The sequence below is a fragment of the Streptomyces sp. NPDC043685 genome (assembly GCF_056436585.1).
In genome coordinates this window covers 637,325-661,754 of the sequence record NZ_JBWKCH010000003.1, presented here as the reverse complement: position 1 = coordinate 661,754, position 24,430 = coordinate 637,325, and the positions used below count along the sequence as shown (strand labels likewise).

Here is a 24,430-nt window from a genome sequence, read left to right as displayed (position 1 = left end):
GCGGCATGTCGAACCACACCTACCGGGTCACGGAGATCGTCGGCACCTCACCGGACGGCGTCGACCAGGCCATCCGCAACGGCATCGACCGGGCCTCGCAGACGCTGCGCAACCTGGACTGGTTCGAGGTGACGCAGGTGCGCGGTCAGCTCGAGGACGGGCAGATCGCGCACTGGCAGGTGGGCCTGAAGGTGGGCTTCCGCCTCGACGAGTCGGAGTAGACGGCCGCGGGCGGGCCCTCCGACCGTCACCGCTTACGCTCCGGCGGGGGCGGTGACGGTCTCAGGTCCGCCCTTCCCGCTCCTGCGCCGCCCTCATCTGCGCGGACCGGGTCACCCAGTCGGCCCGCACGACGGTGAAACCCGCGCGCCGGGCGTCCGCGCAGACCAGTTCGTCGTCGTCCACCAGGACGCGGATCTCGCGGGTGCGGGCCAGCCGCCGCAGCACGGCCAGCTTGGTGAACCGGGCGGGCCGCCGGTCGGCGTCCCCGCGCATGTACACGGGTCCCTCGGGCAGTCCCTGGGCGGCGAGCCAGTACAGCGTGTCCCGACGGCAGCGCTCGGGCCGCCCGGTGAGGTAGACGATCTCGCACGCGCGCGCGTGCTCCTCGACCAGCGCGATGCCCTCCGGGATCGGCCGGTCCTGCGGCGCAGCGGAGAAGAAGCCGTCCCAGTCCTTCGGCCTGCGTTCCAGGAACGTCTGCCGGTGCGCGGTGTCGGCGAGGGTGTTGTCCAGGTCGAACACGGCCAGCGGGGCCCTGCTGCGGTCGTCACTCACGCCGCCCAGCCTAAGCGCATTCGGGACGGACGGGGCCGGGAATTGGTCCGTACTTGTCACCGGGGGCGTGAACGCGCCATGGACGGTGGGTAATTCGCCTTTCCAGTTGATGACTCAAGCACAGCACTGCCATACTCCGCTTCCAGCCTCGCCACCACCGTGGCCGGGGCCGTTCGGGGACTCACACCGCACCCCGAGGCCGTCCACGTGAATCCGGACAGGGAGTTTCCCGGATTCACGAACCCCCCACAGAGCCCGCACCCCACCGCGCGTCCGGCGTCTGTTCACCCTGCCCGAAAACCGGACGCGTCCACCGACCCGGCAGGGTCGAGTGCGGGGCACGATGCAGCGAAGAAGGTGCGCCTGTGCCCGAATTCCTCCCGCGGCGGGATGACACTCCGACATTCCCGCTGCCGCACGTCGAACAAACTCCGCCGGCTCGCATATCCGACCATCCCGAATTTCACTCTCTGCGCCGTGCGCAGCGTCGATTCGGCCTCCGGGCGACGATCGTGTCCGTCGGTGGATTCCTGCTGTATGTGGTGCTGTCGAGTTTTGTGCCCGGGGTGATGAACCAGCCGTTGTCCGGCCGCCTCACCGTCGGACTCGCCCTCGGTCTGGGGCAGTTCGTCGTCATGGGCGTGACGGCGTGGTGCTACACCCGGTACATGCGCGCCCGGGTCGATCCGCTCGCCCGCGGCCTGAGGTCCCGGCTGCACGAGACCGAGAGCCGCCGGGCCCGGTCGGCGGGAGTCCCGCAGCGCACCGGGCGGCCGCTCCCGCCCGGAACGAGGGGGTTCCGCACGTGGTGACCGCCGCCGCCATCGACGACAGCAGCCTGCGGCTGACGTTCGTCCTGTTTCTCACCGTGGTCGTGATCACCCTGTTCACGGCCCTGCTGACGGCTCCGCAGCGAGACGAGATCAGCGAGTTCTACCTGGGCAACCGCGCCATGTCCCCGCTGCGCAACGGCCTGGCCATGTGCGGCGACTACCTTTCCGCCGCCACCCTGCTCGGCAGCACCGGCCTCGTGGCCCTCACCGGCTACGACGGACTGATGTACCTCGGCGGCACCACCGTCGCCTGGATGACGGTGCTGCTGCTGATCGCCGAACCCCTGCACCGCACGGGCAGATTCACCCTCGGAGACACCGTGGCCCTGCGCCTGCCACGGCGGCAGCGGCCGGTCCGGGTGGCGCTGGCGGTCTGCGTCCTGGCCATCGCCACGCTCTACCTGGTCGCCCAACTCGTGGGCAGCGTTGCCCTGTTGACCCAGTTCACCGGTGTGCCGAGCGGCACCACCCGCACCCTGTGCGTGGTCGTGATCGGCGTCTTCGTGATCCTGTACGCCTCGCTCGGCGGCATGCCCGGCGCGACGGTCATCCAGATCATCAAGGCCGTCATGCTGGTGGCGGGCGTGCTGTTCACCGCGGGCTGGGTGCTGCACCACTTCGACTGGAACCCCGACCTGCTGCTGGAGCGGGCCGCCGAGCGCAGCGGCTCGGGCCTGGGCTTCCTCGAACCCGGGCTGCGCTACGGCGGCACCGTCAGCAACAAGCTGGACTTCCTCAGCCTCGAACTGGCCATCGTCCTCGGCCTCGCCGCCCTCCCGCACGTGCTGATGCGGCTGCTCACCCCGCGCGACAGCGGTGTCCTGCGCTCGTCGGTGCTGTGGGCCGTCGGCCTGGTGGGCGCGGTCTGCTTCGGGGCCGGCATCATGGGCCTCGGCGCCACCGCGCTGCTCGGCCGGGACACCATCGAGAGCACGGACCGCACCGGCAACGCCTCGGTGCTGCTGCTCGCCCACGAGCTGGGCGGCAGCCTCCTCACGGCGCTGCTGACCTGTCTGGCGTATCTGACGCTGCTGGCCGTGGCGGTCGGTCTCACCCTGGCCGCGGCCTCCTCCCTCGCGCACGACCTGTACAGCGAGGTGATCCGCGAGGGCAGGGCGAGCGAGACCGAGGAGCTGACCGTGGCCCGGCTGTCCGGGGCGGTCATCGGCGTCCTGGGCATCCTGCTGGCCCTCGTCGCCCGGGGGGCGAACACCGCCACGCTCGCCTTCCTGGCCTTCGCCATCGCGGCGTCCGCGATCCTGCCGACGATCGTCTACACCCTGTTCTGGCGGCGCTTCTCGGCGAAGGGAGCCCTGCTCAGCCTCTACGGCGGACTGCTCTGCTCGGTCCTGCTGACCGTGTTCTCCCCCGTCGTCTCCTCGGCCCGGGGGTCGTTCTACCCCGAGGCCGACTTCGCCTGGTTCCCGCTCCAGAACCCCGGCATCGTCTCCATCCCCGTGGGCTTCCTGCTGGGCTGGCTCGGCACGGTGCTGGACAAGGACCCGGGCGAGGACGCCGCCGCCCATGAGGAGTTCGAGGTGCGGATGCTCGTGGGCACCGGCGACTGACCCTCCCTGCCGCCCGTCGAGGAGGTGTGCGGAACGCTAGGCGCTGAGGGCCGAGCGCTCCGCCTGGGCGTAGAAGTGCGCCCGGACCCGGCGCAGCCACGCCTCGACGGGCGCCTCGACGGGCTCGTCCGGCAGCGCCGTGGGGCCCTCGTCGAAGGCGGCCTCGTACTGCCTGAGCAGGGGCAGCGCGGCCGACGGGTCGGCGGCGACGCGCTCACCGAAGGCGTGGTACTCCTCCGGGTTCTCGACCCGGATCATCAACCGCCCGGTGGTGTACAGCTGAAGCCCCTGCTCGCACAGCCGCTTGAGGTGCCGGGCGTGCTTCGCGGTGCGCCCCCGGGTGTCCGCGGAGAACGCACCGTCGCCGCGGGCCTCCAGCCGCCGGAACTGCTGGGTGGCGTAGCCGAGGTAGGCGTCCCTGACCCGCCTGGCGCTCAGGAACGCCGTGCGGATGCCGATGAGCTCGTCGCCGAGCGGGGTGCGCACCTCGTACAGGTCGTCGGGGAGCCACACCAGCTCCATCGCGGTCGGATTGCCGCCCAGGGCCAGCCGGCACCACTTGGCGGCCTCGTGCAGGGTGCGGTCCGGCGCGGTGCTGACATGGGACTCCTTCGGCCGGCGCAGCCCGTGCAGTTCCTCGGTCGGCGCGGCGAAGAGGCCGAGCCGGTCGATGTCCGAGCCGGGGCGGGCGAGGCCGTAGGCGGTCGATCCGACGATGCCGGAGAGCAGGACGTTGGGGACGGTCACGGTCGGCCGCCTTTCGCTACGGGACACCCGGAACATTGTCCTGACGTGCCGGGACGCGGTCACCCGGTTTTCCGGCGGTGGCCGCGGCGTGCCCACGGCGGAATACCGGCGGCCCCGTCCGGTGTAGAACCTCGTATGGAACCCGTGCGCCTGTCCGTCCTCGACCGCTCCCGCACCCGCGAGGGGCACACCCACCCCGAGGCGCTGCGCGACACCGTGCGGCTGGCGCAGGAGCTGGAGCGGCTCGGATACCACCGGTTCTGGGTCTCGGAGCACCACGGCGTGCCCGGGGTGGCGGGTTCCGCGCCGACCGTGCTGGCGGCCGCCGTCGCGGGCGCGACCCGCACGATCCGGGTCGGCACCGGCGGGGTGATGCTGCCCAACCACCGTCCGCTGGTGGTGGCCGAGCAGTTCGGGGTGCTGGAGTCGCTGTTCCCCGGCCGGATCGACATGGGCCTGGGCCGGTCCGTCGGTTTCACGGACGGGGTGCGCAGGGCCCTGGGCCGCGACAAGGGCGACGCCGAGGACTTCGAGGCGCAGCTCGGGGAGTTGCTCGGCTGGTTCCGGGGCACTTCCCCCACGGGAGTCCACGCGCGGCCCGCCGAGGGCATGAGCGTGCCGCCGTTCGTCCTGGCCATGGGCGAGGGCGCCGGCATCGCCGCGCGGGCAGGGCTGCCGATGGTCATCGGGGATCTCGGGAACCGGGAGAAGATGCGGCGTGGGATCGACCACTACCGGGACCTGTTCCGCCCCTCCCCCTGGGCTGCGGAGCCCTACGTCGTCGTCTCCGGCACCATCGCCGTGGCCGCCACCCCCGAGGAGGCCCGGCGGCTGCTGATCCCCGAGGCCTGGTCCATGGCGTACTCCCGCACCCACGGCACCTTCCCGCCGCTGCCGCCCGCCGAGCGCGTGGCGGAGCGCGCGATGACGGAGAGGGAGCGCGGCTTCTACGAGTCCGGCCTGACCGGGCACATCGCCGGCACCGAGGAGCAGGTCGCGCACGAGCTGGAGACGGTGCTGAAGGAGACGGGCGCGCAGGAGGTACTCGTCACGACCAGCACGTACGACCGTGCAGCCCTGCTGGACTCCTACCGTCGGCTGGCCGCGATCACCTCCGGTTAGAGTCGTCTCCCATGCACGACCGCGACCCCCATGACCCGTTCGTCCGCGTGCGCGGAGCCCGCGAGCACAACCTCCGGGGCGTCGACGTCGACATCCCCCGGGACGTCCTGGCCGTGTTCACCGGCGTCTCCGGCTCGGGCAAGTCGTCGCTGGCGTTCGGCACGATCTACGCGGAGGCGCAGCGCCGCTACTTCGAGTCGGTCGCGCCCTACGCGCGGCGGCTGATCCACCAGATCGGCGCGCCGAAGGTCGGGGAGATCACCGGCCTGCCGCCGGCCGTCTCGCTCCAGCAGCGCCGCGCGGCACCCACCTCGCGCTCCTCCGTGGGGACGGTCACCAACCTCTCCAATTCACTGCGGATGCTGTTCTCCCGGGCCGGCACCTACCCGCCCGGCGCCGAGCGGCTCGACTCCGACTCCTTCTCGCCCAACACGGCGGTGGGTGCCTGCCCGGAGTGCCACGGGCTCGGGCGGGTGCACCGTACGAGCGAGGAGCTGCTGGTGCCGGACCCGTCGCTGTCGATCCGCGACGGCGCGATCGCCGCGTGGCCGGGTGCCTGGCAGGGCAAGAACCTGCGGGACATCCTCGACGCGCTCGGCCACGACGTGGACCGGCCCTGGCGCGAGCTGCCCCCCGGCGAGCGGGAGTGGATCCTGTTCACGGACGAGCAGCCGGTCGTCACCGTGCACCCGGTGCGGGACGCCGACCGCATCCAGCGGCCGTACCAGGGCACGTACATGAGCGCCCACCGGTATGTGATGAAGACGTTCTCGGACTCGAAGAGCCCGGCCCTGCGGGCGAAGGCCGAGCGGTTCCTGACCAGCGCGCCCTGCCCCGCGTGCGGGGGCAGCCGGCTGCGTCCCGAGGCGCTGGCGGTGACCTTCGGCGGCCGGACCATCGCCGAGCTGGCGGCGGTGCCGCTGGTGGAGTTGGCGGGCGGTCTCGACGCGCGGTCCGAGGCCGCCCGGGTGCTCACCGACGACCTGAGGTCGCGCATCGCGCCGGTCGTCGAGCTGGGGCTCGGCTACCTCAGTCTCGACCGCCCCACCCCCACCCTGTCGGCGGGCGAGCTCCAGCGCCTGCGCCTGGCCACGCAGCTGCGATCCGGCCTGTTCGGCGTCGTCTACGTCCTGGACGAGCCGTCGGCCGGACTGCATCCGGCGGACACCGAGGCGCTGCTCACGGTGCTGGAGCGGCTGAAGGCGTCCGGGAACTCGGTGTTCGTTGTGGAGCACCACCTGGACGTGATGCGCGGCGCGGACTGGCTGGTGGACGTGGGGCCGGACGCGGGCGAGCACGGGGGCCGGGTGCTGCACAGCGGCCCGGTGGCCGGCCTGGCGGGCGTCGAGGAGTCGGCGACGGCGCGCTACCTGTTCGACCGCTCCCCCGTGCCGGCCCGGGCGGTGCGCGAGGCGGCCGGGTGGCTGAAGACCGGCCCGGTCTCCCGGCACAACCTGCGCGGGGTGACCGCCGCGTTCCCGCTCGGGGTGTTCACCGCGGTCACGGGGGTGTCGGGTTCGGGCAAGTCCACGCTCATCGGCGAGATCACGCAGGACACACCTGGGGTGGGCCGGCTGGTCTCGGTCGACCAGAAGCCGATCGGGCGCACCCCGCGCTCGAACCTCGCCACCTACACGGGCCTGTTCGACGTCGTACGCAAGGTGTTCGCGGCCACCGAGGGGGCCCGTGCACGCGGTTACGGGGTCGGGCGGTTCTCCTTCAACGTGGCGGGCGGTCGCTGTGAGACCTGCCAGGGCGAGGGGTTCGTCAGCGTGGAGCTGCTGTTCCTGCCCAGCACGTACGCGCCCTGCCCGGACTGCGGAGGGGCCCGCTACAACCCGGAGACCCTGGAGGTGGCGTACCGGGGCCGGACCATCGCGCAGGTGCTGGATCTGACGGTGGAGAGCGCGGCGGAGTTCTTCGCGGACACCCCGGCCGTGGCGCGCAGCCTCGGCGCCCTGCTCGACGTGGGTCTGGGCTACCTGCGCCTCGGCCAGCCCGCGACGGAGCTCTCCGGCGGGGAGGCCCAGCGCATCAAGCTGGCGAGCGAACTGCAACGCGGTCGGCGCGGCCACACCCTCTACCTCCTCGACGAGCCCACGACCGGTCTCCACCCGGCCGACGTCGACGTCCTGATGCGGCAGTTGCACGGCCTCGTCGACGCGGGCCACACGGTGATCGTCGTCGAGCACGACATGTCGGTCGTGGCGCGCGCGGACTGGGTGATCGATCTGGGGCCGGGCGGCGGTGACGAGGGCGGACGGATCGTGGCGGCGGGGCCGCCCGCGGACGTGGCGCGCGCGGCGCGGAGCCGGACGGCTCCGTATCTGGCGCGCGCCCTCACCGGCTCCCGCTGAGAGGGCTACGCCACGAGCACGGTGTGCGCCCAGGCCGGCGCAGCCGTCTGCCGCGGCTGCGCCGAGCGGGCGAGCGAGCGGCGGTCGGGGCTGCTGCCCGGGCGGATGGCATCCGGGACCTCGACCGTGGCGACGAGCCCGCGGGCCGTCACCACCCGCCACACGGAGGCCACGAGGGTGTCCTCGCCCACGTACGCGGGGACCGTGGTGGCCGTCGTGCCACCGGTCCGGTAGCCGATGCGCACCGGCTGGACCGGCACCCCCGCGTCCAGCGCCGCCTGGAAGACGGCCCGGCGGAAGGTGCCCTGGGCCCGGCCGCACCAGGTGCTGCCCTCGGGGAAGGCCGCGACCGCGGCGCCCCCGCGCAGCGCCCCGGCGATCCGGGCGACCGTGTCCGGCAGGGCCCGCAGCCGGTCCCGGTCGATGAACAGGGTTCCGCCGCGCGCGGCCAGCGCACCGACGACGGGCCAGTGCCGCACCTCGGCCTTGGCCAGCATCCGCGCGGGGCGTACAGCGGCCAGTAGCGGGACGTCCAGCCAGGAGATGTGGTTGGCGACCAGCAGCAATCCGCCCGTGGGGGCGGCGGCACCGGTGAAGCGGACCCGGACCCCTGCGGCCCGTACGATCCACCGGCACCACCGCCGGATCAGGGACCGCGGTATCCGGGGGCCGAGGGGCGTCAGCGCGATCCCCGCGAGAAGCAGCAGCAGGACCGCGGCCAGCCGCAGCACGGCCCGGGGCACGGCCCGCGCCCGCACGGTCTCCGGAGTCTCGACACAGGAGCGCGGTGTGCAGGGCGCGGTGGGCAGCCAGGCGCTCATCAGGCCGGCACGAGGGAGAGGAAGTGCCGCAGATAGCGTGCGTTGACGCGGCTCATCGGCAGCAGCACGTACAGGTCGGCGACGCCGAAGTCCGGGTCGTGGGCCGGTTCCCCGCAGACCCAGGCGCCCAGGCGCAGATAGCCGCGCAGCAGGGCGGGCAGTTCGACGCGGGCGGCGGGCGGGGGGCCCGGGGTCCACGGCAGCAGGGGCCGGACCCGGAACTCCGCCGGGGCGAGGTGCCTGCCGCTCACCCGGTCCCAGGTGGCCGACGCGAGGGTGCCGCCGTCGCCGAGCGGGATGGAGCAGCAGCCTGCGAGCCACTCGTGGCCGCGCTCGACCATGTAGCGGGCGATGCCGGCCCAGATGAGGCTGATGACCGCACCGTCGCGGTGGTCGGGGTGCACGCAGGAGCGGCCGACCTCGACGAGCCGGGGCCGGATCCCGTCGAGCGAGGTCAGGTCGAACTCGCCCTCGGAGTACAGCCGTCCGGCGACCGCCGCGCGCTCCGGCGGCAGCAGCCGGTAGGTGCCGACGACCTGGCCGGTCGTCTCCTCGCGGACGAGCAGGTGGTCGCAGTACGCGTCGAAGGCGTCGGCGTCGAGGCCCGGCTGCGGGCCGGACAGCGCGGCCCCCATCTCCCCGGCGAAGACGTCGTGCCGCAGCCGCTGGGCGGCCCGCACGTCCTCCTCGTTCCGGGCGAGGGCGACGGTGTAGCGGGTGGGGGCCGTGGGCTGCGCGGGGCGGTCGACGGTCAGTACGCCGGTCATGGCTCTCTCCTGGTCACGGGCCGGTTCGGTGCGGCGGGGCAGGGCGCTGAGCGGTGTCGTGCGGTCCTCGGGTCCCTGTTCTCCCGACGCCGGCTGACCGTCGCGTGTCATGCACGGAGAGAACGGATGTGGGGTTGCTGAACGGCTCGCGCCCATGGACGCGGGGAACCGCGCGATCCGCCACGACGCACCCGCGACCGCCGCGGCACCGGAGCCCTCTACGCCGCTACCGTTTCACCTTCCGCGCCGCCCGCAGCCACTCCTTGTTCATGCTCGTGATGGACATCAACGGGATGCCCTTCGGGCAGGCGGTGGCGCACTCACCCGCGAGCGTGCACCCCCCGAACCCCTCCGCGTCCATCTGCTCCACCATGTCCAGCACCCGTGTCTCCCGCTCGGGCGCCCCCTGCGGCAGCACGTTCAGATGGTTGATCTTGGCCGAGGTGAACAGCATCGCGGCGCCGTTGGGGCAGGCCGCCACACACGCCCCGCATCCGATGCACTCGGCGTGCTCGAAGGCGAGGTCGGCGTCGGGCTTGGGCACGGGCGTGGCGTGCGCCTCGGGGGCCGAGCCGGTCGGCGCGGTGATGTATCCGCCGGCCTGGATGATCCGGTCGAACGCCGACCGGTCCACGACCAGGTCCTTGATCACCGGGAACGCCGACGCCCGCCACGGCTCGACGTCGATCGTGTCGCCGTCCTCGAACGACCTCATGTGCAGCTGGCAGGTGGTGGTCCGCTCGGGCCCGTGCGCGTCGCCGTTGATGACGAGCGAGCACGCCCCGCAGATGCCCTCACGGCAGTCGTGGTCGAAGGCGACGGGGTCCTCGCCCTTGACGATGAGCTCCTCGTTGAGGGTGTCGAGCATCTCGAGGAAGGACATGTCGGGCGAGATCCCGTCCACCTCGTACGTGGACATCGTGCCGTCTGCTCGGGCGTTCTTCTGCCGCCAGACGCGCAGGGTGAGCTTCATGCGTAGCTCCGCTGGGTGGGGTGGACGTACTCGAAGACCAGGTCTTCCTTGTGCAGGACGGGAGCCTCGCCGGTGCCGGTGAACTCCCAGGCGGCCGCGTACGCGAACTCCTCGTCCCTGCGCGCGGCTTCGCCGTCGGGTGTCTGGGACTCCTCGCGGAAGTGGCCGCCGCAGGACTCCTCGCGGTGCAGCGCGTCGAGGCACATCAGCTCGGCGAGCTCCAGGTAGTCGACGATGCGGTTGGCCTTCTCCAGCGACTGGTTGAACTCCTCGCCGGTGCCGGGCACCTTGATGCGCCGCCAGAACTCCTCCCGGATCTGCGGGATGCGCTCCAGTGCCTTGCGCAGCCCCGCGTCGGTGCGGGCCATACCGCAGAACTCCCACATGAGTTCGCCGACCTCGCGGTGGAAGGAGTCGGGGGTGCGGTCGCCGTCGACGGACAGCAGCAGGTTGAGCCGGTCCTGGGTGTCGGCCAGCACCTCCTGGACGACGGGGTGTTCGTCGCTCACCGCCTCGGGGTGCGGGGTGCGGGCCAGGTAGTCGTTGATGGTCGCGGGGAGGACGAAGTAGCCGTCCGCGAGTCCCTGCATCAGCGCGGAGGCGCCGAGCCGGTTGGCGCCGTGGTCGGAGAAGTTGGCCTCACCGATGGCGAACAGCCCGGGGATCGTGGTCTGGAGGTCGTAGTCGACCCACAGCCCGCCCATCGTGTAGTGCACGGCGGGGTAGATCCGCATCGGCACCTCGTACGGATCCTCGTCGGTGATCCGCTGGTACATGTCGAAGAGGTTGCCGTACTTGGCTTCCACGGCCGCTCGTCCCATCCGGCGGATGGCGTCGGCGAAGTCGAGGTAGACGCCCTGCCCGCCGGGTCCCACTCCCCTGCCCTCGTCGCAGACGTTCTTCGCGGCCCGGGAGGCGATGTCGCGCGGGACGAGGTTGCCGAAGGACGGGTAGACGCGCTCCAGGTAGTAGTCGCGCTCGTCCTCGGGGATCTCGCCCGGGGGCCGGTTGTCGCCCTTCGCCTTCGGCACCCAGATGCGGCCGTCGTTGCGCAGCGACTCGCTCATCAGCGTCAGCTTGGACTGGTGGTCGCCGGTGCGCGGGATGCAGGTGGGGTGGATCTGGGTGAAGCAGGGGTTGGCGAACAGGGCGCCGCGCCGGTGGGCCCGCCAGATGGCGGTGGCGTTGGAGTTCATGGCGTTCGTCGACAGGTAGAAGACGTTGCCGTAGCCGCCGGAGGCCAGGACGACGGCGTCCGCGAAATAGGTGTCGATCTTCCCGGTGATCAGGTCCCGGGCGACGATGCCGCGCGCCCGCCCGTCGACGACGATCAGGTCGAGCATCTCGGTGCGCGGGTGCATCTCGACGTTCCCGGCGGCGATCTGCCTCGACAGCGCCTGGTACGCGCCCAGCAGGAGCTGCTGGCCCGTCTGGCCGCGGGCGTAGAACGTGCGGGAGACCTGCACACCGCCGAAGGAGCGGGTGTCGAGCAGACCGCCGTACTCCCGCGCGAAGGGCACGCCCTGGGCCACGCACTGGTCGATGATCTCGACGGAGATCTGCGCGAGGCGGTGGACGTTGGACTCGCGGGCGCGGAAGTCGCCGCCCTTGACGGTGTCGTAGAACAGGCGGTGCACGGAGTCGCCGTCGTTGCGGTAGTTCTTGGCCGCGTTGATGCCGCCCTGCGCGGCGATCGAGTGGGCCCGGCGGGGCGAGTCCTGGTAGCAGAACTGGACGACGTGGTAGCCCTGTTCGGCGAGGGTGGCACCGGCGGAGCCGCCCGCGAGTCCGGTGCCCACCACGATCACCGTGTGCTTGCGCCGGTTGGCGGGGTTGACCAGCCTGGCCTCGAAGCGGCGCTTGTCCCAGCGCTCGTGGACCGGCCCGGAGGGGGCCTTGGTGTCGGTGACCGGCTCGCCGGTGACGTAGTCCGTGTAAGAGGTCATGTCAGCTCACCACTCCGGTCATGACGGCCACGGGTACGGCGATGAAGCCGGCCGTGAGCAGCAACGCGAGGACGTTCGCGACGGTCTTCAGGGCGCGGTCGCGGGTGCGGCTGCCGGCGCCGAGGGTCTGGGCGGCGCTCCAGAAGCCGTGCCGCACGTGCAGGCCGAGCGCGAGCATCGCGACGATGTAGACGACGTTGCCGTACCAGGTGGAGAAGGTGTCCACGACGTTCTGGTACGGGCGGCCCGCCTCGAAGCCGGGGTGCACGGTGCCGGTCGTCAGGTCGAGGAGGTGCCAGACGATGAACAGGCCGAGGATGATCCCGCCCCAGCGCATGGTGCGCGTGGCGTAGGAGGTACGGGGCTTCTTGTGCACGTACTTGCTGGGCCGCGCCTTGATGTCGCGGCGGCTGAGCTGGTAGGCGGAGACCGCGTGCGCGACCACGGCGGCCACGAGCACGACGCGGACCAGCCAGAGCGTCCACTCGTAGTGCATGAACGGCTCGCCGACGGTGCGCAGCCAGTGCGCGTAGTGGTTGAACTCGCCCGCCCCGAAGAAGATCTTCAGGTTTCCGATCATGTGGACGACCAGGTACAGCAGCATGATCAGACCGCTGACCGCCATCACGGTCTTCTTGCCGACGGTGGAGTCCCACACGGTGCGTGCGAAGGACGGCCGCCGGTCCGTCCGCGTTGCCAGAGCCATGGAACAGCACGCTACGGACCCGCGACTGATCGGTCCAAGACATGGTCCGGCTTGATTCCATAGGCTGGGGCTATCGTGGGAGGATGCAGTTCCAGCAGCTCCAGTACTTCGTCGCCGTCGCCGAGACCCGGCACTTCACCCGGGCCGCCGATCTGGTCCACGTCGCGCAGCCGTCGCTGTCGCAGCAGATCAAGGCGCTGGAGCGGGAGCTGGGGGCGGATCTGTTCCTGCGCGCCCGGGGCAACATCACGCTCACGGACGCCGGGGAGGCGCTGCTCCCCCTGGCCCGGCGCATCCTGGCCGACGCGGACACGGCCCGGCACGAGGTGCAGGAACTGGCGCAGCTGCGCAGCGGGCGGGTGCGGCTGGGGGCGACGCCCAGCCTGTGCACCGGTCTGCTGCCGGACGTGCTGCGCGCCTTCCACGACCGCTACCCCGGGATCCGGCTTTTGATCGAGGAGGGCGGCTCGCACGATCTGGTGCGGGAGCTGGCGCGCGGCGCGCTGGACCTGGCGCTGGTGGTGCTGCCCCTGCCGACACCGGCACCGGCGCTGACCACGGTGGAGCTGCTGCGGGAGGACCTCGTCGTGGTCTCCTCGCCGGATGCCCCGCGTCCCGGCAGGGGGCGGCGCACCGTGCGCGTCGCCGACCTGGAGGGTGAGCGGCTGGTGATGTTCCGGCACGGGTACGACCTGCGGGAGCTGACGGTGGCGGCGTGCCGGGCCGAGGGCTTCGAACCCGACTTCGCGGTGGAGGGCGGGGAGATGGACGCGGTGCTGGGGTTCGTGCGGGCCGGGCTCGGGCTGGCCGTGGTGCCCCGGATGGTCGCGGCGCGGTCGGGGTCCGGCCTGCGGGTCACACCGCTGGCCGGACCGGGCCTGCATCGCACGATCGCGCTGGCGCATCGCAGTGACGTGGCTCCGCCCCGGGCCGCCCGGGAGTTGCAGCGGATGCTGCTGGAGCGGTGAGGGGCCCCCTACCGCGCCGGGAGGTGGCCGGGGGCCGGCCAGGGAGAGGACGCGAGCCGCAGGAGCTCGTCGACGGGCCACTGGTCGTAGACGTGGTCACCGTACTTGGCCGCGAGGACCCGGCCGTCGGGGCCGATCAGGAAGTCGGCCGGCAGACCGAGCCTGCCACCGGGCTGGCTGGCCGCGGGAAGTCGCTCGCGGCCGCGGAGCACCTCCCATCCGCTGCGCAGCACCGCCCCGACGACCGGCCCCCAGGCGCGCGGACTGAGCAGCGCCCGGGGAGCCGACTCGACGCCGAACTCGACGTACAGACGCTTGTCCGGATCGGCGACGACCGCGAAGGGCAGGTCGGCGGTGTGCGGGAGCAACTCCTGGGCCGGCGAGTGGAAGACCACGACCTCGCGGATCCCGGCGGCCTCGATCTCGGCGTGCCGGCGGACCACCGACCGCAGGTGCAGCTGGCACACGGGGCACCCGGCGAACCGCCGGAACTGGAGGTGCACCAGGCGCTCCGGGTCGGGAACACCCACGGGATCGCCCGAGACGGTGGCGAGCCGGCGCGCGGTGACGGTGGAACCGGGCCGTAACGGCCGTGCGGGCATAGGCGTCAGCATGGAGACATCCCTTCGTAGGCGTACGATGTACTCCTACGGAGCGTAAGCGCATCCCGTACACCTGACAAGGTAGGCGTATGACGTACGCTGATGGGCGTCATGCCTCGCCCCCGCTCACTCAGCCACGCCCGACTGGCCTCGGCCGCCCTCGCGGTGATCGACCGCGACGGGCTCGCCGGTCTTTCCATGCGCTCGGTCGCGAAGGAACTCGGCATGAGCACCATGGCGCTCTACCGGTACGTGGACGACCGCGAAGAGCTGGAGAGACTCGTCGTCGACCTCGTGCTGGAGAGCGTGGACACCGAAGCCCCCGACGCGGGGACGCACTGGCACGAACGGATCGAGGTGCTGGTGCGACGGCTGCGCGACGCCATGGCGGCCCATCCGGAGACCGTGCCCCTGACGGTCACCCACCGGCACCGGTCCCTCGCGGGGCTGCGCTGGTCGGAGTCCGTGCTCGGCGTGCTCACGGAGGCCGGGTTCGACGGCGACCGGCGGGTGGTCGCACTGCGGGGCCTGCTGGGCTACGTCATCGGCGCCATCCAGTTGGAGCACCTCGGGCCCCTGTCCGGCGAGGGCACGGTCGCCATCTCCGAGCTGCCGCCCGACGCCTTCCCCCACATGACCGAGACCGCCCGGCACGCCCGGAAGGTCAGTTCCGACCGGGAGTTCCTGGGCGGTCTCGCGCTGCTGCTGCGCGGGTTGGGCACCTGACCCGGTCGCGCGCGGCGGCCCCGGGGCGTCAGCCGGTGGCGTCCACCAGGGCCAGTTCGTGCAGGCGCTCGGGCGGGCCGGGCCTCGCGTAGTACCAGCCCTGCGCCGTGTCGCAGCCGAGTACGCGCAGTTGCTCGGCCTGGGCTCCCGTCTCCACGCCCTCCACGGTCACGGCCAGGTCCAGGCTGTGCGCCAGCGAGACGATCCCCTCGACGATCTTCAGGTCGACCGGGTCCGCGGGGAACTGCTGCATGCTCTGAGTGAAGGACCGGTCCAGCTTCAGGACGCTGACGGGCAGCCGGCGCAGATTGGCGAGGTTGGAGTAGCCCGTCCCGAAGTCGTCCAGGGCGATGTCGACGCCCATCTCCGCCAGCCGCCGCAGCGGCTTCAGCAGGTCGTCGTCGGCACCGATCAGCGCCGACTCCGTGACCTCGAGGCACAGCGCGTCGGGCGCGACTCCGGTCCGCTCCAGGATGTCGACCGTGTCCTGGACGAGGCCGGGGTGCGTCAACTGGCACGGCGACAGGTTCACGTTGATCCGCAGCGGCCCCACCGCCTCGACGCCGCCCTGCAGTTCGCGCCATTCGCGGGCCTGGCGCACCGACTGCTCCAGCACCCAGCGCCCCAGCGGCACGATGAGCCCGGTGTGCTCCGCGAGCGGGATGAACCGGTCCGGCCCGAGCACCCCGTGCTGCGGATGCAGCCAGCGCACCAGGGCCTCGGCGCCCCGGACGCTGCCGTCCCCGAGATGCACCAGCGGCTGGTACTCGATGAAGAACTCGCCCCGCTCCAGCGCCGTCGGCAGCGCCGTGGTCAGGCCGTGACGCGTGATGACGCGGGCGTCCGCCTCCGGATCGGCGAGTTCGAAGCGATTGCCGCCCGCCGACTTGGCCCGGTACATGGTGATGTCCGCGCTGCGCAGCACCTCCGCCGGGCTGCGCTCCCCGGCCGGGCCCTCGACGATGCCGATGCTGCCGCGCACGGTCAGCTCGCGGCCGTCGACACTGATCGGCGCGAGCAGCGCGTTCATGATGCGGCCGGCGAGTTCGTCGACCTCGCGCTGGGTGTCGGGCCCGGTGGTCAGTGCCACGAACTCGTCACCGCCGAGCCGCGCGACCATCTCGCCGGGCGCGGTGGCGCAGGACTGGAGCCGGTCGGCGACCTCCACCAGCAGCCGGTCGCCGGCCGCGTGGCCGAGGCTGTCGTTGACGGTCTTGAAGCCGTCGAGGTCCAGGTAGCACAGCCCGAACCGCTGGCCTTCCCCGGCGCCCAGGGCCTTCTCCAGGCGCTCGAAGAAGAAGGTGCGGTTGGGCAGCCCGGTCAGGGCGTCGTGCGTGGCCTCGTAGCGCAGCCGGAGGTTGAGCAGCCGCCGCTCGGTGGTGTCCTCCATCAGGGCGAGCTGGTACTGCGGATCGCCGTCGGCGTCCCGCAGCAGGGAGACGGTCAGATTGGTCCACAGGACGGTGCCGTCCGGGCGGTAGAACGCCTTCTCCAGGTGGTAGTGCTCCCGCTCGCCCCGCACGAGTTCGTCGTAGAGCCGCCAGGTCTGCGGAGCGTCGTCGGGGTGCGTCCACTCCCGGACGTTGCGGCTGCGCAGGCTCTGCTCGGACACCCCGAACATGCGCAGCAGGGCCCCGTTGACCTGCAGTATGTTGCCTTCGAGGTCGGCCATGCCGATGCCTATGGCCGCGCCCTCGAAGACGGCGCGGAACCGCGCCTCACTCGCGTGCAGGGCCTGCGCCACCACGCCCTGCGCCTGGAGCGCGGCCCGGGCGATGGCCTCCTGCTCGGCCAGGGTCCGCTCGCGCAGCGCCCGGGCGAAACCGGCGGCCATCGCGTGCTGGAGGCGTGCGCACCGGGCCCGCAGGCCCTCCTGGTCGCCGTCGCCGCCGCAGTACAGCACGAGGTAGGCGTCGACGCAGTCCAGGGTGCGGCTGAGCGCCTCCGGGTCGGTGCAGTGCACGTCCACGAGGGCGGCGCCGACCGTCCGGGCCGCGTCGGAGTCGAACGTCCGGGCCAGCAGCGCCTCACTCAAGCGACGTGCCAGGGGCAGCAGTTGGGCCTCGAACTCGGGGCGGGTCGACGACGTCGAGGTCACCGGGAAGACGGCCCGGCTCCAGATCGTCGCGAAGCGGCGCAGTCTGTCCTCCGGCCCGTCCGGCTCCGCGATCACGCCGTACGCCCCACGCCGGCGAACCCCGAGAACGCGTACGGATCCTCGTCCTCCGGTGCGGTGTCGGGCCGCCAGAGCGGCGGCGGCACCAGTCCGGGTTCCACCATGTCGTACCCCTCGAAGAACCGCGCGATCTCCTCGCGCGAGCGCATGATCAGCGGGTTGCGGATGTCCTCGTACACGTCCACCGCGCCCCCGGCCCGCTCCGGCGGCAGGGGGATCCCCTCGTAGGAGGCGTGGGTGAGCACGAGCAGGCTGCCCGGCGGGAGCGCCGCGCCCAGCTCCGCCACCGCCCCGTACGGGTCGTCCTCGTCTTCCACGAAGTGCAGTATGGCAACGAGGAGCAGCGCCACTGGCTGATTCAGGTCGATCAGCCGCTCCACCTCGGGGCTGTGCAGGATCTCCTGGGGCTTGCGCAGGTCAGCGGCGACGACACCCGCGTCCGCGTTGCCCTCCAGGACCGCCTCGCTGTGCGCCACGGCCACCGGGTCGTGGTCGACGTACACCACGCGCGCACCGGGGCGGGCGGCCTGGGCCACCTCGTGCACATTGCCGAAGGTGGGAATGCCGGAACCGACGTCGAGGAACTGGGAGATGCCCTGTCCGGCCGCGTAGCGCACGGCGCGGCGCATGAACGCGCGGTTCGCCTGCATGATCTTGGGGAGTCCCGGCAGGAACTCCATGGCCCTGCGGGCCGCTTCCCGGTCCACCTCGAAGTTGTGCGATCCGCCCAGGTAGTAGTCGTACATCCGGGAGACGCTGGGCACCGAGATGTCGATGCTCCGTGGGGCCCAGGCGGGACGCTCCATCTATCTCTCCAAGGCGTAGGCGATCCGGTGTTCGAGCAGAGGCTACTGATCGCCCGCCAATGGAGCGACCCGAAACGGAAATTGACCATCCGTTCCCGGTCACTGCCTGCGGCACGTGCCGAATTGATACCCCTCCGCATGCCCCTCGAACATATGACGATCAGTGTCCGGGGTGATGCGGAGAGTTCCGGTCCGGAAGAGGAGGGATGTCAGGGGGTCGAGGGGTTCGGGTGAAGGCACGCACAGCGGTCCGCCCCTCCGTGGGGCACGGAGGGGCGGACCGGGTCTGCGCTTCGGATGGGCGGGCATCAGCCCTGGGGAGGTCTCCTCGCTACTCCGAGGCGCCGACCAGCTTCCCGTCGGGCCGCACGGCGTACCAAGTGCCGCCGACGCCCTGCCCGTTGATGTCACCGGGAGCCTTGTCACCGGCGAAGGTGTAGATGGGCGAGCAGTTGATGGTCTGCTGCTCGCCCTGGCCGTCGGTCCGCTCGAAGGTCATGTAGCCCTTCTTCTGGATGCCCTTGGTGTCGGCGAAGTCGACGGGCTCCACCAGCGGCCACTTCTCCAGGCACGCTCCGCTGCAGTTGGAGACCGGCTTCGGCCAGGCCTCGTCCTTCTTGAACCGGTAGACGGTCATGCCGTTCTTGTCGACGACGATCTCGCCGAGCTTGGGGTCCTTGCGGGTGGACAGCCCGGCCTGGACCACTTCGCCACCGGCGTCGGCCCCGCCGCCCTGCGCCTTCTTGCCGTCGGGGGCGAGCGCGTACCACTTGCCGCCCACGCCCTGGCCCTTGACGTCACCCGCGTTGACGTCCTTGGCGTAACGGTAGGCGGGCCAGCCGCCGACCGTGAGCTGCTTGGTGCCGTCGGCCCGGGTGACGGTACCGAGCAGCGCCTTGTCGATGCCCTCGCCGGCCTCGGCGTCGTCGGCCGGGACCGGCGGCCAGGTCTTGGCGCAGTCGCCGTCGCAGTTCGTCTTGGGCGGCTCGGCCGTGTCCTGGTCGAACCGGTACAGGGTGAGGCCGAGGCTGTCGGTGACCACCTTGCCGACCTTCTCGGCCGTGGAGACGGACAGCTTGCCCGCGGGGCTGGACGGACTGGAGGGGCTCGGCGCGGCCGGCTGGCCGGTCGCGGTGGTGCCACCCGTCCCGCTGCCCGCGCCGATGCTCCCGTAGTCCCCGGCCGCGGCCGTCGCGCCCACGTTCTGGCTGGCCGCCGGTGGGCTGTCCTGACCGCACGCCGTCGTCAGCGCCAGGACCGCCGCGGCGCTCGCCACGAGTGAGGCGCTCCGCCAGGAGGTCTTCATCGTCAACTCCCCATAATCGCAAGGGTGTTGCAGCGCCCTGCTGCGCCGCCGCACGGCCATGAGTACGCATGGGGACCCCGGTGGCGTTCAATCGTCGGCCGAATTTCTTTCCGGGACCCGTCACGGGCGCCGCACGTCGTCGCACAGGCGTACACGCAAGACCCCCTGCGGGCTACCGCCGATCAAACCGGTGACACCCGAAGATCCCTCTTTCGGGGCAATGCCCTTGCGCCCCGGCACGTCCTGGCGGCAGAAGGTTCATGATCTTCGTCGTGCATGGACCCCTTTCGACCCAACCCGCCCTTGCCGCACGGGCCTTGGCGGTGGCGACGCTGACCTGGGTGCTCGTCGGCGCACCGGCCGGCGTGGCGGTGGCCGACGCCTGCGCGTACGCCTCGACGGGGCCGGACGGCACCGAGGCGGTGGCGTACGCCGGAAGCAGGAAGACCTGGCCGACCAAGCCGCCGTGCCCACCCCCGACTCCGACCCCCACGCCGACCCCGACCCCGACCCCGCCCCCGACCCCGACGCCTCCGCCGCCGAAGCCGACACCCCCGCCGAAGCCGACACCGGACCCGCCGCCCGCGCCGAAGCCCCCTCCCCCACCGCCGAGACCGGCACCCCCGGCCGAGCCCGAGCCTCCGCCCCCGCCGCCACCCGCGCCACGCCCGGCTCCGCCCCCGCACCGGCCCGCTCCGCGGCCCGTGCCGCCCCCACCTCCGCCCGCGCCCCCCGCACCGGCACCGGCTCCGCCGGCCACGCCCGCACCGGGTCCGTCCGCGGCGCCCGTGCACTACCCGCGGTACCGCGCGACGTCACCGCGGCCACGGACCGCCGACGGCCCGATGTCGCCGCTCACCTTCGTCCTGCTCGTCACGGTGCCCGCGGTGGTGGCCGTCGCCGCGCTGCGCGCGCGCTGATCCCTGAAGCCCTGGAGGTACCCCTTGCCGGAATGGCTTGTTCTCACCCTCGCGATGCTGGCCGCCTGCGCCGTGGTGGTCGTCATCACCTTCCTGCGTCACCGCACGGCGGCCGAGGACGAAGACCCCAGTGAGACCCCGGACGTCATCGAGTACATGACGATGTGGATCGGCGTGGTCTACGCCATCGTCCTGGGCCTGGCGATCGCCGGCGTCTGGGAGGGGCGCAGCGCCGCCCAGGACCACGTCCAGGCCGAGGCCACCGCACTGCACGAGATCTCGGAGCGGGTGCGGGTCTACCCGGCCGACGAGCGCGACCGCATCCGGGCCGACATCCACGCCTATGTGAGCCACGTCGTCACCACCGAGTGGGACTCCATGGCCGACAAGGGCGAGATGACCGAGCGCGGCACCGAGCTCTTCGAGCGGATCCGCCAGGACGTGACCGACTACGAGCCGGCGACGGACTTCGAGGCCCAGGCCTACCAGCCGCTGCTGGACCAGGTGACAGCGGCGAACCAGGCCCGGATCGCCCGGGCGGAGTCGACCGGGGAGACCATGCCGGGCGTGGTGTGGTTCGGGCTGATCGCGGGGGCCGTCGTCACCATCGGGATGATCTTCGTTCTCCAGATCCGCAGGACGACCCGCGAACTGATCCTCGCCGGGCTGTTCTCGGCCCTGATCGCCTTCCTGCTGTTCCTCATCTGGGACTTCGACTCGCCCTACAGCCGGGGCGTGACCGCGTCGGCGGACCCGTTCCTGAACCTCTTCCCGGGCGCCGGGGACTGACGGCGGTCCCCAGCACGGATCCCGGCCGGGGGGCGCGCGACACACCGTCGCCGTCCCCCGGCCGCGTGGGCGGCGTTCCCCCGGGCGGCCCACACCCGTGCCCCATTCGCGCTACTGCGATCGCGCCCTCGTGTGCGCCTTTCTAGCGTTTCGGGCATCGAGGTGCATTTGTGACGTGAGCGGAACAGGTCCGCGACTGCTCCTCGGGGACCCGGAGGATTCACCATGCGCGCGATAGGCCTCGCTTCGGCCGTACTGCTGGGCGCCGGCGCCCTCACCTCCTGCGTGCCCGCCGACGCGGCGATGCGTAACGACTTCATCTTCAGCGTCGCGCCCTCCACCATCAGGCCGGGCGGCGAGGTGGCCCTGCGCGTGGAGCGCAACCGGGCGTGCCGGGGCGAGGCCGTCGTCAACTCGGCGGTCTTCGACATGGTCACCATCGCGCCGCACGAGACCTGGGCCCCGGCCGTCGTCGACTGGGACGCCGAACCCGGCGCCGTCTACGACGTGGAGTTCGAATGCGGCAGGTCGAGCGGGGTGGCACGCCTGACGATCGCGGGCGGCCACCCGACGCATCACCCCACGCACCGCCCCACCCATCACCCCCACCATCCGCACAAGGGGGTGCACGCCGGTGAGGGCGGTACCGTCGCCGGTTTCGACCTCAAGGAGATCGGCCTCGGCGCCGCACTGATCGCCGGGTCGCTCGGCGTCGCCTACCGCTTCTCGCGGCGCCGCACCGACGAGGACGCCGGCTGACGAGGACGCCGGCCGCGTGGATGGACGCCGGGCCGCCTGCACGCCGGGCCGCATGCCTTCGCCCCGGCCCCCCTTGAGAGGGGAGCCGGGGCGAAGACCGTCCACGTGCGAGGCGAGGACGTGTCGGAGCAGTGGCGCGGGTTGCCGCGTCAGATGTGCCGCTCGGCCCGGCGGCGCATCCAGAACACCCCGCCGCCGACGACCGCCGCGGCCACCAGACCGCCGCCGATGGCCATGTCCGTCGGGGTCGCACCGGTGGTGCTGCTGCCGCCGATGCCGCCGCGGACCCCGCCGATGACGGTGAAGGCCTGCGGCTTGGTCAGGGTCCTGCCGTTGCAGGTGACCGTGATGTCGTACGAGCCGGGGCGGGCGTTGCTGTTGATGATGGCGGTGCCCCGCGCGGTCTCGTTGCCGCCGTTGTCCCGGCCGCCCTCGTTACCGCCATTGCCCCGGCCGCCCTCGTTGTCGCCGTTGCCCCGGCCGCCCTCGTTGCCGCCGGTGCCCCGGCCGGCATCGTTGCCGACGCCGCTCCGGTCGCCCTCGTTGCCCTTGCCCGCGTGGTGGGTGGGCGACAGCCGGGTCGGCGCGAACGCGTTGGAAGTGGCCGTGCCGCCGTTGCGGCAGCCGTCGACCGTGATGGTCAGCTGGCCGCCGCGGGCGATCACGCCGGGCAGGGCGACGATGTTGCTGGGCGTGTCCCACGCGAGGGCCGCGGGGGCGGAGAGGCCAACGGCGGCGACCGCTGCGCCTGCGACCGCCAGGGCACGAGTGTTACGCATGTGAACCTCCGCGGAAGACGCCCCGGGACCCGTCCCCGGTCGATCGGCGAGAAAGCGCCTCCCAGAAAGACAGTCAGTTGCCGTGCCCTGTATCGCATGTCGGGAATGGTCCGTCCTGGTGAGCGGGGGTGCTGCGGGGAAACCGCGCGATCGGGTAACGCCGCAGGTCACGGACCGTCAGAAAATTCCTCGGGGTGGCAACTCGGATGGCGCACCTCAGGTCCCCGGCGGCCCGCGGCACGCCTCGCCCGGCCCCGGTCCACCCGTTCGCACCCGCCCCGTCGCCGGTTTCCCGCAAGCCACTTAGCTTGCTGGTATGCGCGATTGACCGGCGACGGCCGCGTCGAGAGGGGATGGCGAATGTCTGCGTCCGAGCTGGCCGAGGCCGAAGAGGAGGCGCGGCCGAAGAAGCGGGCCCCGTGGGGCGTGATAGCGCTGGTTCTGCTGACCGGCCTGGCGCTCATCCGGAACGGTTCGGGAGAGTTCGACGAGGGCCCGCCGCAACCGGCGACGGCGGCCGCGGCCGACAGCCGGGTGCCCGCCGCCACCTTCGCCGGGTCCGTGCGCCCCTTGCCCTACGCGCTTCCGGACCGGGTCATGATCCCGGCGATCCAGGTCGACGCGCCGATCATCCCGGTGGGCCTGGACGCGGACGGCTGGGTCGGCGCGCCGCCGCCGGAGGACCCCAACCTGGCCGGCTGGTTCACCGGTGCCGTCACGCCTGGGGAGAAGGGCACCGCGGTCGTGGTGGGCCACGTCGACAACCAGCAGGGCCCCGCCGTGTTCTACGGGCTCGGGGCGTTGAAGAAGGGCAATCGCGTCGAGGTGGCCCGGCAGGACGGGAAGACGGCCGTGTTCGAGATCTACGGTGTCGAGGTGTTCGAGAAGGACAACTTCCCCGGCGACCGGGTCTACGCGTCCAAGGGCGCGCCGGAACTGCGGGTCATCACCTGCGGGGGCGGTTTCTCCCAGCAGGAGGGCTACGCGGGGAACGTCGTCGCCTTCGCCCGTCTGACCGAGGTGCGCTGAGCGTTCCCGGCCGGGCGGGCGAGGGCCCCGGTGGCGCCCCTCACGCGTAGTGCCGCCGGGGCACGGTGACGCGGTAGCCGGAGTCGAGCAGTTCCGGCAGATAGCGCCGCAGGGCCCGCACACTCTGCGAGCGGTCGCCCCCGGCGTCGTGCGAGAGCACCACGACGCCGGGGGCGGCCCCGTGTTCGACCCGGTCGGTGATGGACCGGACCCCGGGGGTGGTCCAGTCGAGGGTGTCGACGGTCCAGGAGAGCGGTTCCATGCCGAGGTCGGCGCCCAGTTGGAGGGCGGCGCGGTTCCAGGTTCCGTAGGGGGCGCGGAACCACTCGGGGCGCTCCCCGTAGGCGTCCTCGATGACGTCGCAGGTGCGTTCCATCTCGGAGCGGATCTGCCGGCGGGTGAGCCGGGTGAGCAACGGGTGGGACCAGGTGTGGTTCCCCACGACATGGCCCTCGTCGGCCATCCGGGCCAGCAGGTTCTTGTTGCCGACGGCCATCTCGCCGCACACGAAGAACATCGCGCGCACGTCGTACTCGGCCAGGGTGTCCAGGATGTCCGGGGTGTAGCGGGGGTCGGGCCCGTCGTCGAAGGTCAGCACCATGGTGCGGCCGCGGCCGGAGACGCGCAGCAGCGGTTCGCGGCGTACCAGGGTCCGGCGGGGCGCGGCGTGCGGCGGGCCGTAGCCGGTGATGGGCTGGAGGCGGTACGCGGAGGACGTGGCGGGGCGGTGGGCCTGCGGGCCCGCGGCCGGGTCGGCAGGGCCGTCCCCGGTGACCGCCGTGAGCACTCCTGCCGTCGCGGCCGCTCCCACGGCACCGGCGCCCGCGATCAACGCCCGGCGCCGGGTGAGCAGCCGGGAGGGCAACTGATCCTTCTTCATGACTCATCAGTCGCCCGGCGGGTGGCCGACGCACCTGAGCAACACCGGTGTGGCGGCACGCATTCACTCGTTC

At 72.2% G+C, this 24,430-nt stretch carries 24 protein-coding genes; 11 read left to right on the top strand and 13 right to left on the bottom strand.

Annotated features, from left to right (window positions below):
- Positions 1-5 precede the first annotated feature (5 nt).
- Positions 6-221, top strand: a complete 216-nt coding sequence (locus AC0665_RS12180; protein ID WP_033307910.1) for a dodecin — start codon at positions 6-8, stop codon at positions 219-221.
- Between the two features lie 61 nt (positions 222-282).
- Here the strand turns inward: AC0665_RS12180 and AC0665_RS12175 are convergent, their stop codons facing one another.
- Complete coding sequence (locus tag AC0665_RS12175; RefSeq protein WP_478704934.1) at positions 283-777, bottom strand: phosphatase domain-containing protein; 495 nt, start codon at positions 775-777, stop codon at positions 283-285.
- A gap of 410 nt (positions 778-1,187) precedes the next feature.
- Here AC0665_RS12175 and AC0665_RS12170 point away from each other — a divergent pair, with 410 nt between their 5' ends.
- Positions 1,188-1,589, top strand: coding sequence for a DUF485 domain-containing protein (locus tag AC0665_RS12170; RefSeq protein ID WP_478705038.1), 402 nt, complete (start codon positions 1,188-1,190; stop codon positions 1,587-1,589).
- Entirely contained in the window at positions 1,583-3,178 is a 1,596-nt protein-coding gene (locus AC0665_RS12165; RefSeq protein ID WP_478605748.1) for a solute symporter family protein, read from the top strand. Before AC0665_RS12170 ends, AC0665_RS12165 begins: the two co-directional genes overlap by 7 nt.
- A 36-nt stretch (positions 3,179-3,214) precedes the next feature.
- Here AC0665_RS12165 and AC0665_RS12160 read toward each other — a convergent pair whose 3' ends face one another.
- Positions 3,215-3,925, bottom strand: coding sequence for a nucleotidyltransferase domain-containing protein (locus tag AC0665_RS12160; RefSeq protein ID WP_468632744.1), 711 nt, complete (start codon positions 3,923-3,925; stop codon positions 3,215-3,217).
- A 135-nt stretch (positions 3,926-4,060) separates the two neighbouring features.
- Here AC0665_RS12160 and AC0665_RS12155 point away from each other — a divergent pair, with 135 nt between their 5' ends.
- Positions 4,061-5,047 (top strand): LLM class flavin-dependent oxidoreductase, encoded by a 987-nt coding sequence (locus tag AC0665_RS12155; RefSeq protein ID WP_478605752.1) that lies wholly within the window; start codon positions 4,061-4,063, stop codon positions 5,045-5,047.
- A gap of 11 nt (positions 5,048-5,058) precedes the next feature.
- A complete protein-coding gene (locus AC0665_RS12150; RefSeq protein ID WP_478704933.1) occupies positions 5,059-7,404 on the top strand; it encodes an ATP-binding cassette domain-containing protein in 2,346 nt (781 codons plus the stop codon).
- A gap of 5 nt (positions 7,405-7,409) precedes the next feature.
- On the opposite strand, the gene AC0665_RS12145 is transcribed toward AC0665_RS12150, so the two are convergent.
- From AC0665_RS12145 to AC0665_RS12125, 5 genes are all read right to left on the bottom strand, one after another.
- On the bottom strand, positions 7,410-8,225 hold the full coding sequence (locus tag AC0665_RS12145) for a lysophospholipid acyltransferase family protein (protein ID WP_478605768.1): 816 nt from the start codon (positions 8,223-8,225) through the stop codon (positions 7,410-7,412).
- Positions 8,225-8,992 (bottom strand): GNAT family N-acyltransferase, encoded by a 768-nt coding sequence (locus AC0665_RS12140; RefSeq protein WP_366049615.1) that lies wholly within the window; start codon positions 8,990-8,992, stop codon positions 8,225-8,227. Before AC0665_RS12140 ends, AC0665_RS12145 begins: the two co-directional genes overlap by 1 nt.
- 226 nt (positions 8,993-9,218) lie before the next feature.
- Positions 9,219-9,965: a succinate dehydrogenase/fumarate reductase iron-sulfur subunit gene (locus AC0665_RS12135; RefSeq protein ID WP_468404325.1), complete on the bottom strand. Its 747-nt coding sequence runs from the start codon at positions 9,963-9,965 to the stop codon at positions 9,219-9,221.
- The gene (locus AC0665_RS12130) at positions 9,962-11,911 is read right to left on the bottom strand and encodes a fumarate reductase/succinate dehydrogenase flavoprotein subunit (protein ID WP_468404324.1); all 1,950 of its coding nucleotides are present in this window, start codon (positions 11,909-11,911) and stop codon (positions 9,962-9,964) included. Before AC0665_RS12130 ends, AC0665_RS12135 begins: the two co-directional genes overlap by 4 nt.
- Before the next feature lies 1 nt (position 11,912).
- The gene (locus AC0665_RS12125; RefSeq protein ID WP_468404322.1) at positions 11,913-12,617 is read right to left on the bottom strand and encodes a succinate dehydrogenase; all 705 of its coding nucleotides are present in this window, start codon (positions 12,615-12,617) and stop codon (positions 11,913-11,915) included.
- Positions 12,618-12,700: 83 nt separating this feature from the next.
- Between AC0665_RS12125 and AC0665_RS12120 the strand changes: the two genes are divergently transcribed.
- On the top strand, positions 12,701-13,585 hold the full coding sequence (locus tag AC0665_RS12120; RefSeq protein ID WP_478605770.1) for a LysR family transcriptional regulator: 885 nt from the start codon (positions 12,701-12,703) through the stop codon (positions 13,583-13,585).
- 8 nt (positions 13,586-13,593) lie between these two features.
- On the opposite strand, the gene AC0665_RS12115 is transcribed toward AC0665_RS12120, so the two are convergent.
- On the bottom strand, positions 13,594-14,199 hold the full coding sequence (locus AC0665_RS12115) for a peroxiredoxin-like family protein (RefSeq protein ID WP_478704932.1): 606 nt from the start codon (positions 14,197-14,199) through the stop codon (positions 13,594-13,596).
- Positions 14,200-14,298: 99 nt separating this feature from the next.
- Between AC0665_RS12115 and AC0665_RS12110 the strand changes: the two genes are divergently transcribed.
- Positions 14,299-14,913, top strand: coding sequence for a TetR/AcrR family transcriptional regulator (locus AC0665_RS12110; protein ID WP_478508722.1), 615 nt, complete (start codon positions 14,299-14,301; stop codon positions 14,911-14,913).
- Positions 14,914-14,941: 28 nt separating this feature from the next.
- Here the strand turns inward: AC0665_RS12110 and AC0665_RS12105 are convergent, their stop codons facing one another.
- From AC0665_RS12105 to AC0665_RS12095, 3 genes are all read right to left on the bottom strand, one after another.
- A complete protein-coding gene (locus tag AC0665_RS12105; protein WP_468404314.1) occupies positions 14,942-17,086 on the bottom strand; it encodes a putative bifunctional diguanylate cyclase/phosphodiesterase in 2,145 nt (714 codons plus the stop codon).
- On the bottom strand, positions 17,083-17,895 hold the full coding sequence (locus AC0665_RS12100; protein ID WP_478704931.1) for an SAM-dependent methyltransferase: 813 nt from the start codon (positions 17,893-17,895) through the stop codon (positions 17,083-17,085). The genes AC0665_RS12105 and AC0665_RS12100 overlap by 4 nt, the downstream gene beginning before the upstream one ends.
- A gap of 331 nt (positions 17,896-18,226) precedes the next feature.
- Positions 18,227-19,201 carry an SCO0930 family lipoprotein gene (locus tag AC0665_RS12095; RefSeq protein ID WP_468404310.1) on the bottom strand — a complete coding sequence of 325 codons (975 nt, stop codon included), beginning with the start codon at positions 19,199-19,201 and terminating at the stop codon, positions 18,227-18,229.
- A gap of 788 nt (positions 19,202-19,989) precedes the next feature.
- Between AC0665_RS12095 and AC0665_RS12090 the strand changes: the two genes are divergently transcribed.
- The 3 genes from AC0665_RS12090 (at position 19,990) to AC0665_RS12080 (ending at position 21,669) form a co-directional block, all read left to right on the top strand.
- A complete protein-coding gene (locus AC0665_RS12090; protein WP_468404308.1) occupies positions 19,990-20,121 on the top strand; it encodes a hypothetical protein in 132 nt (43 codons plus the stop codon).
- A 24-nt stretch (positions 20,122-20,145) separates the two neighbouring features.
- Positions 20,146-20,910: a bestrophin-like domain gene (locus AC0665_RS12085; protein WP_468404306.1), complete on the top strand. Its 765-nt coding sequence runs from the start codon at positions 20,146-20,148 to the stop codon at positions 20,908-20,910.
- A gap of 225 nt (positions 20,911-21,135) precedes the next feature.
- The gene (locus tag AC0665_RS12080; RefSeq protein ID WP_478605779.1) at positions 21,136-21,669 is read left to right on the top strand and encodes a hypothetical protein; all 534 of its coding nucleotides are present in this window, start codon (positions 21,136-21,138) and stop codon (positions 21,667-21,669) included.
- Positions 21,670-21,818: 149 nt separating this feature from the next.
- Here AC0665_RS12080 and AC0665_RS12075 read toward each other — a convergent pair whose 3' ends face one another.
- Positions 21,819-22,448 carry a hypothetical protein gene (locus AC0665_RS12075; protein ID WP_478704930.1) on the bottom strand — a complete coding sequence of 210 codons (630 nt, stop codon included), beginning with the start codon at positions 22,446-22,448 and terminating at the stop codon, positions 21,819-21,821.
- Positions 22,449-22,808: 360 nt separating this feature from the next.
- Here AC0665_RS12075 and AC0665_RS12070 point away from each other — a divergent pair, with 360 nt between their 5' ends.
- A complete protein-coding gene (locus AC0665_RS12070) occupies positions 22,809-23,477 on the top strand; it encodes a class F sortase (protein ID WP_468404302.1) in 669 nt (222 codons plus the stop codon).
- Between the two features lie 40 nt (positions 23,478-23,517).
- On the opposite strand, the gene AC0665_RS12065 is transcribed toward AC0665_RS12070, so the two are convergent.
- On the bottom strand, positions 23,518-24,357 hold the full coding sequence (locus AC0665_RS12065; RefSeq protein ID WP_468632719.1) for a polysaccharide deacetylase family protein: 840 nt from the start codon (positions 24,355-24,357) through the stop codon (positions 23,518-23,520).
- Positions 24,358-24,430 lie beyond the last annotated feature (73 nt).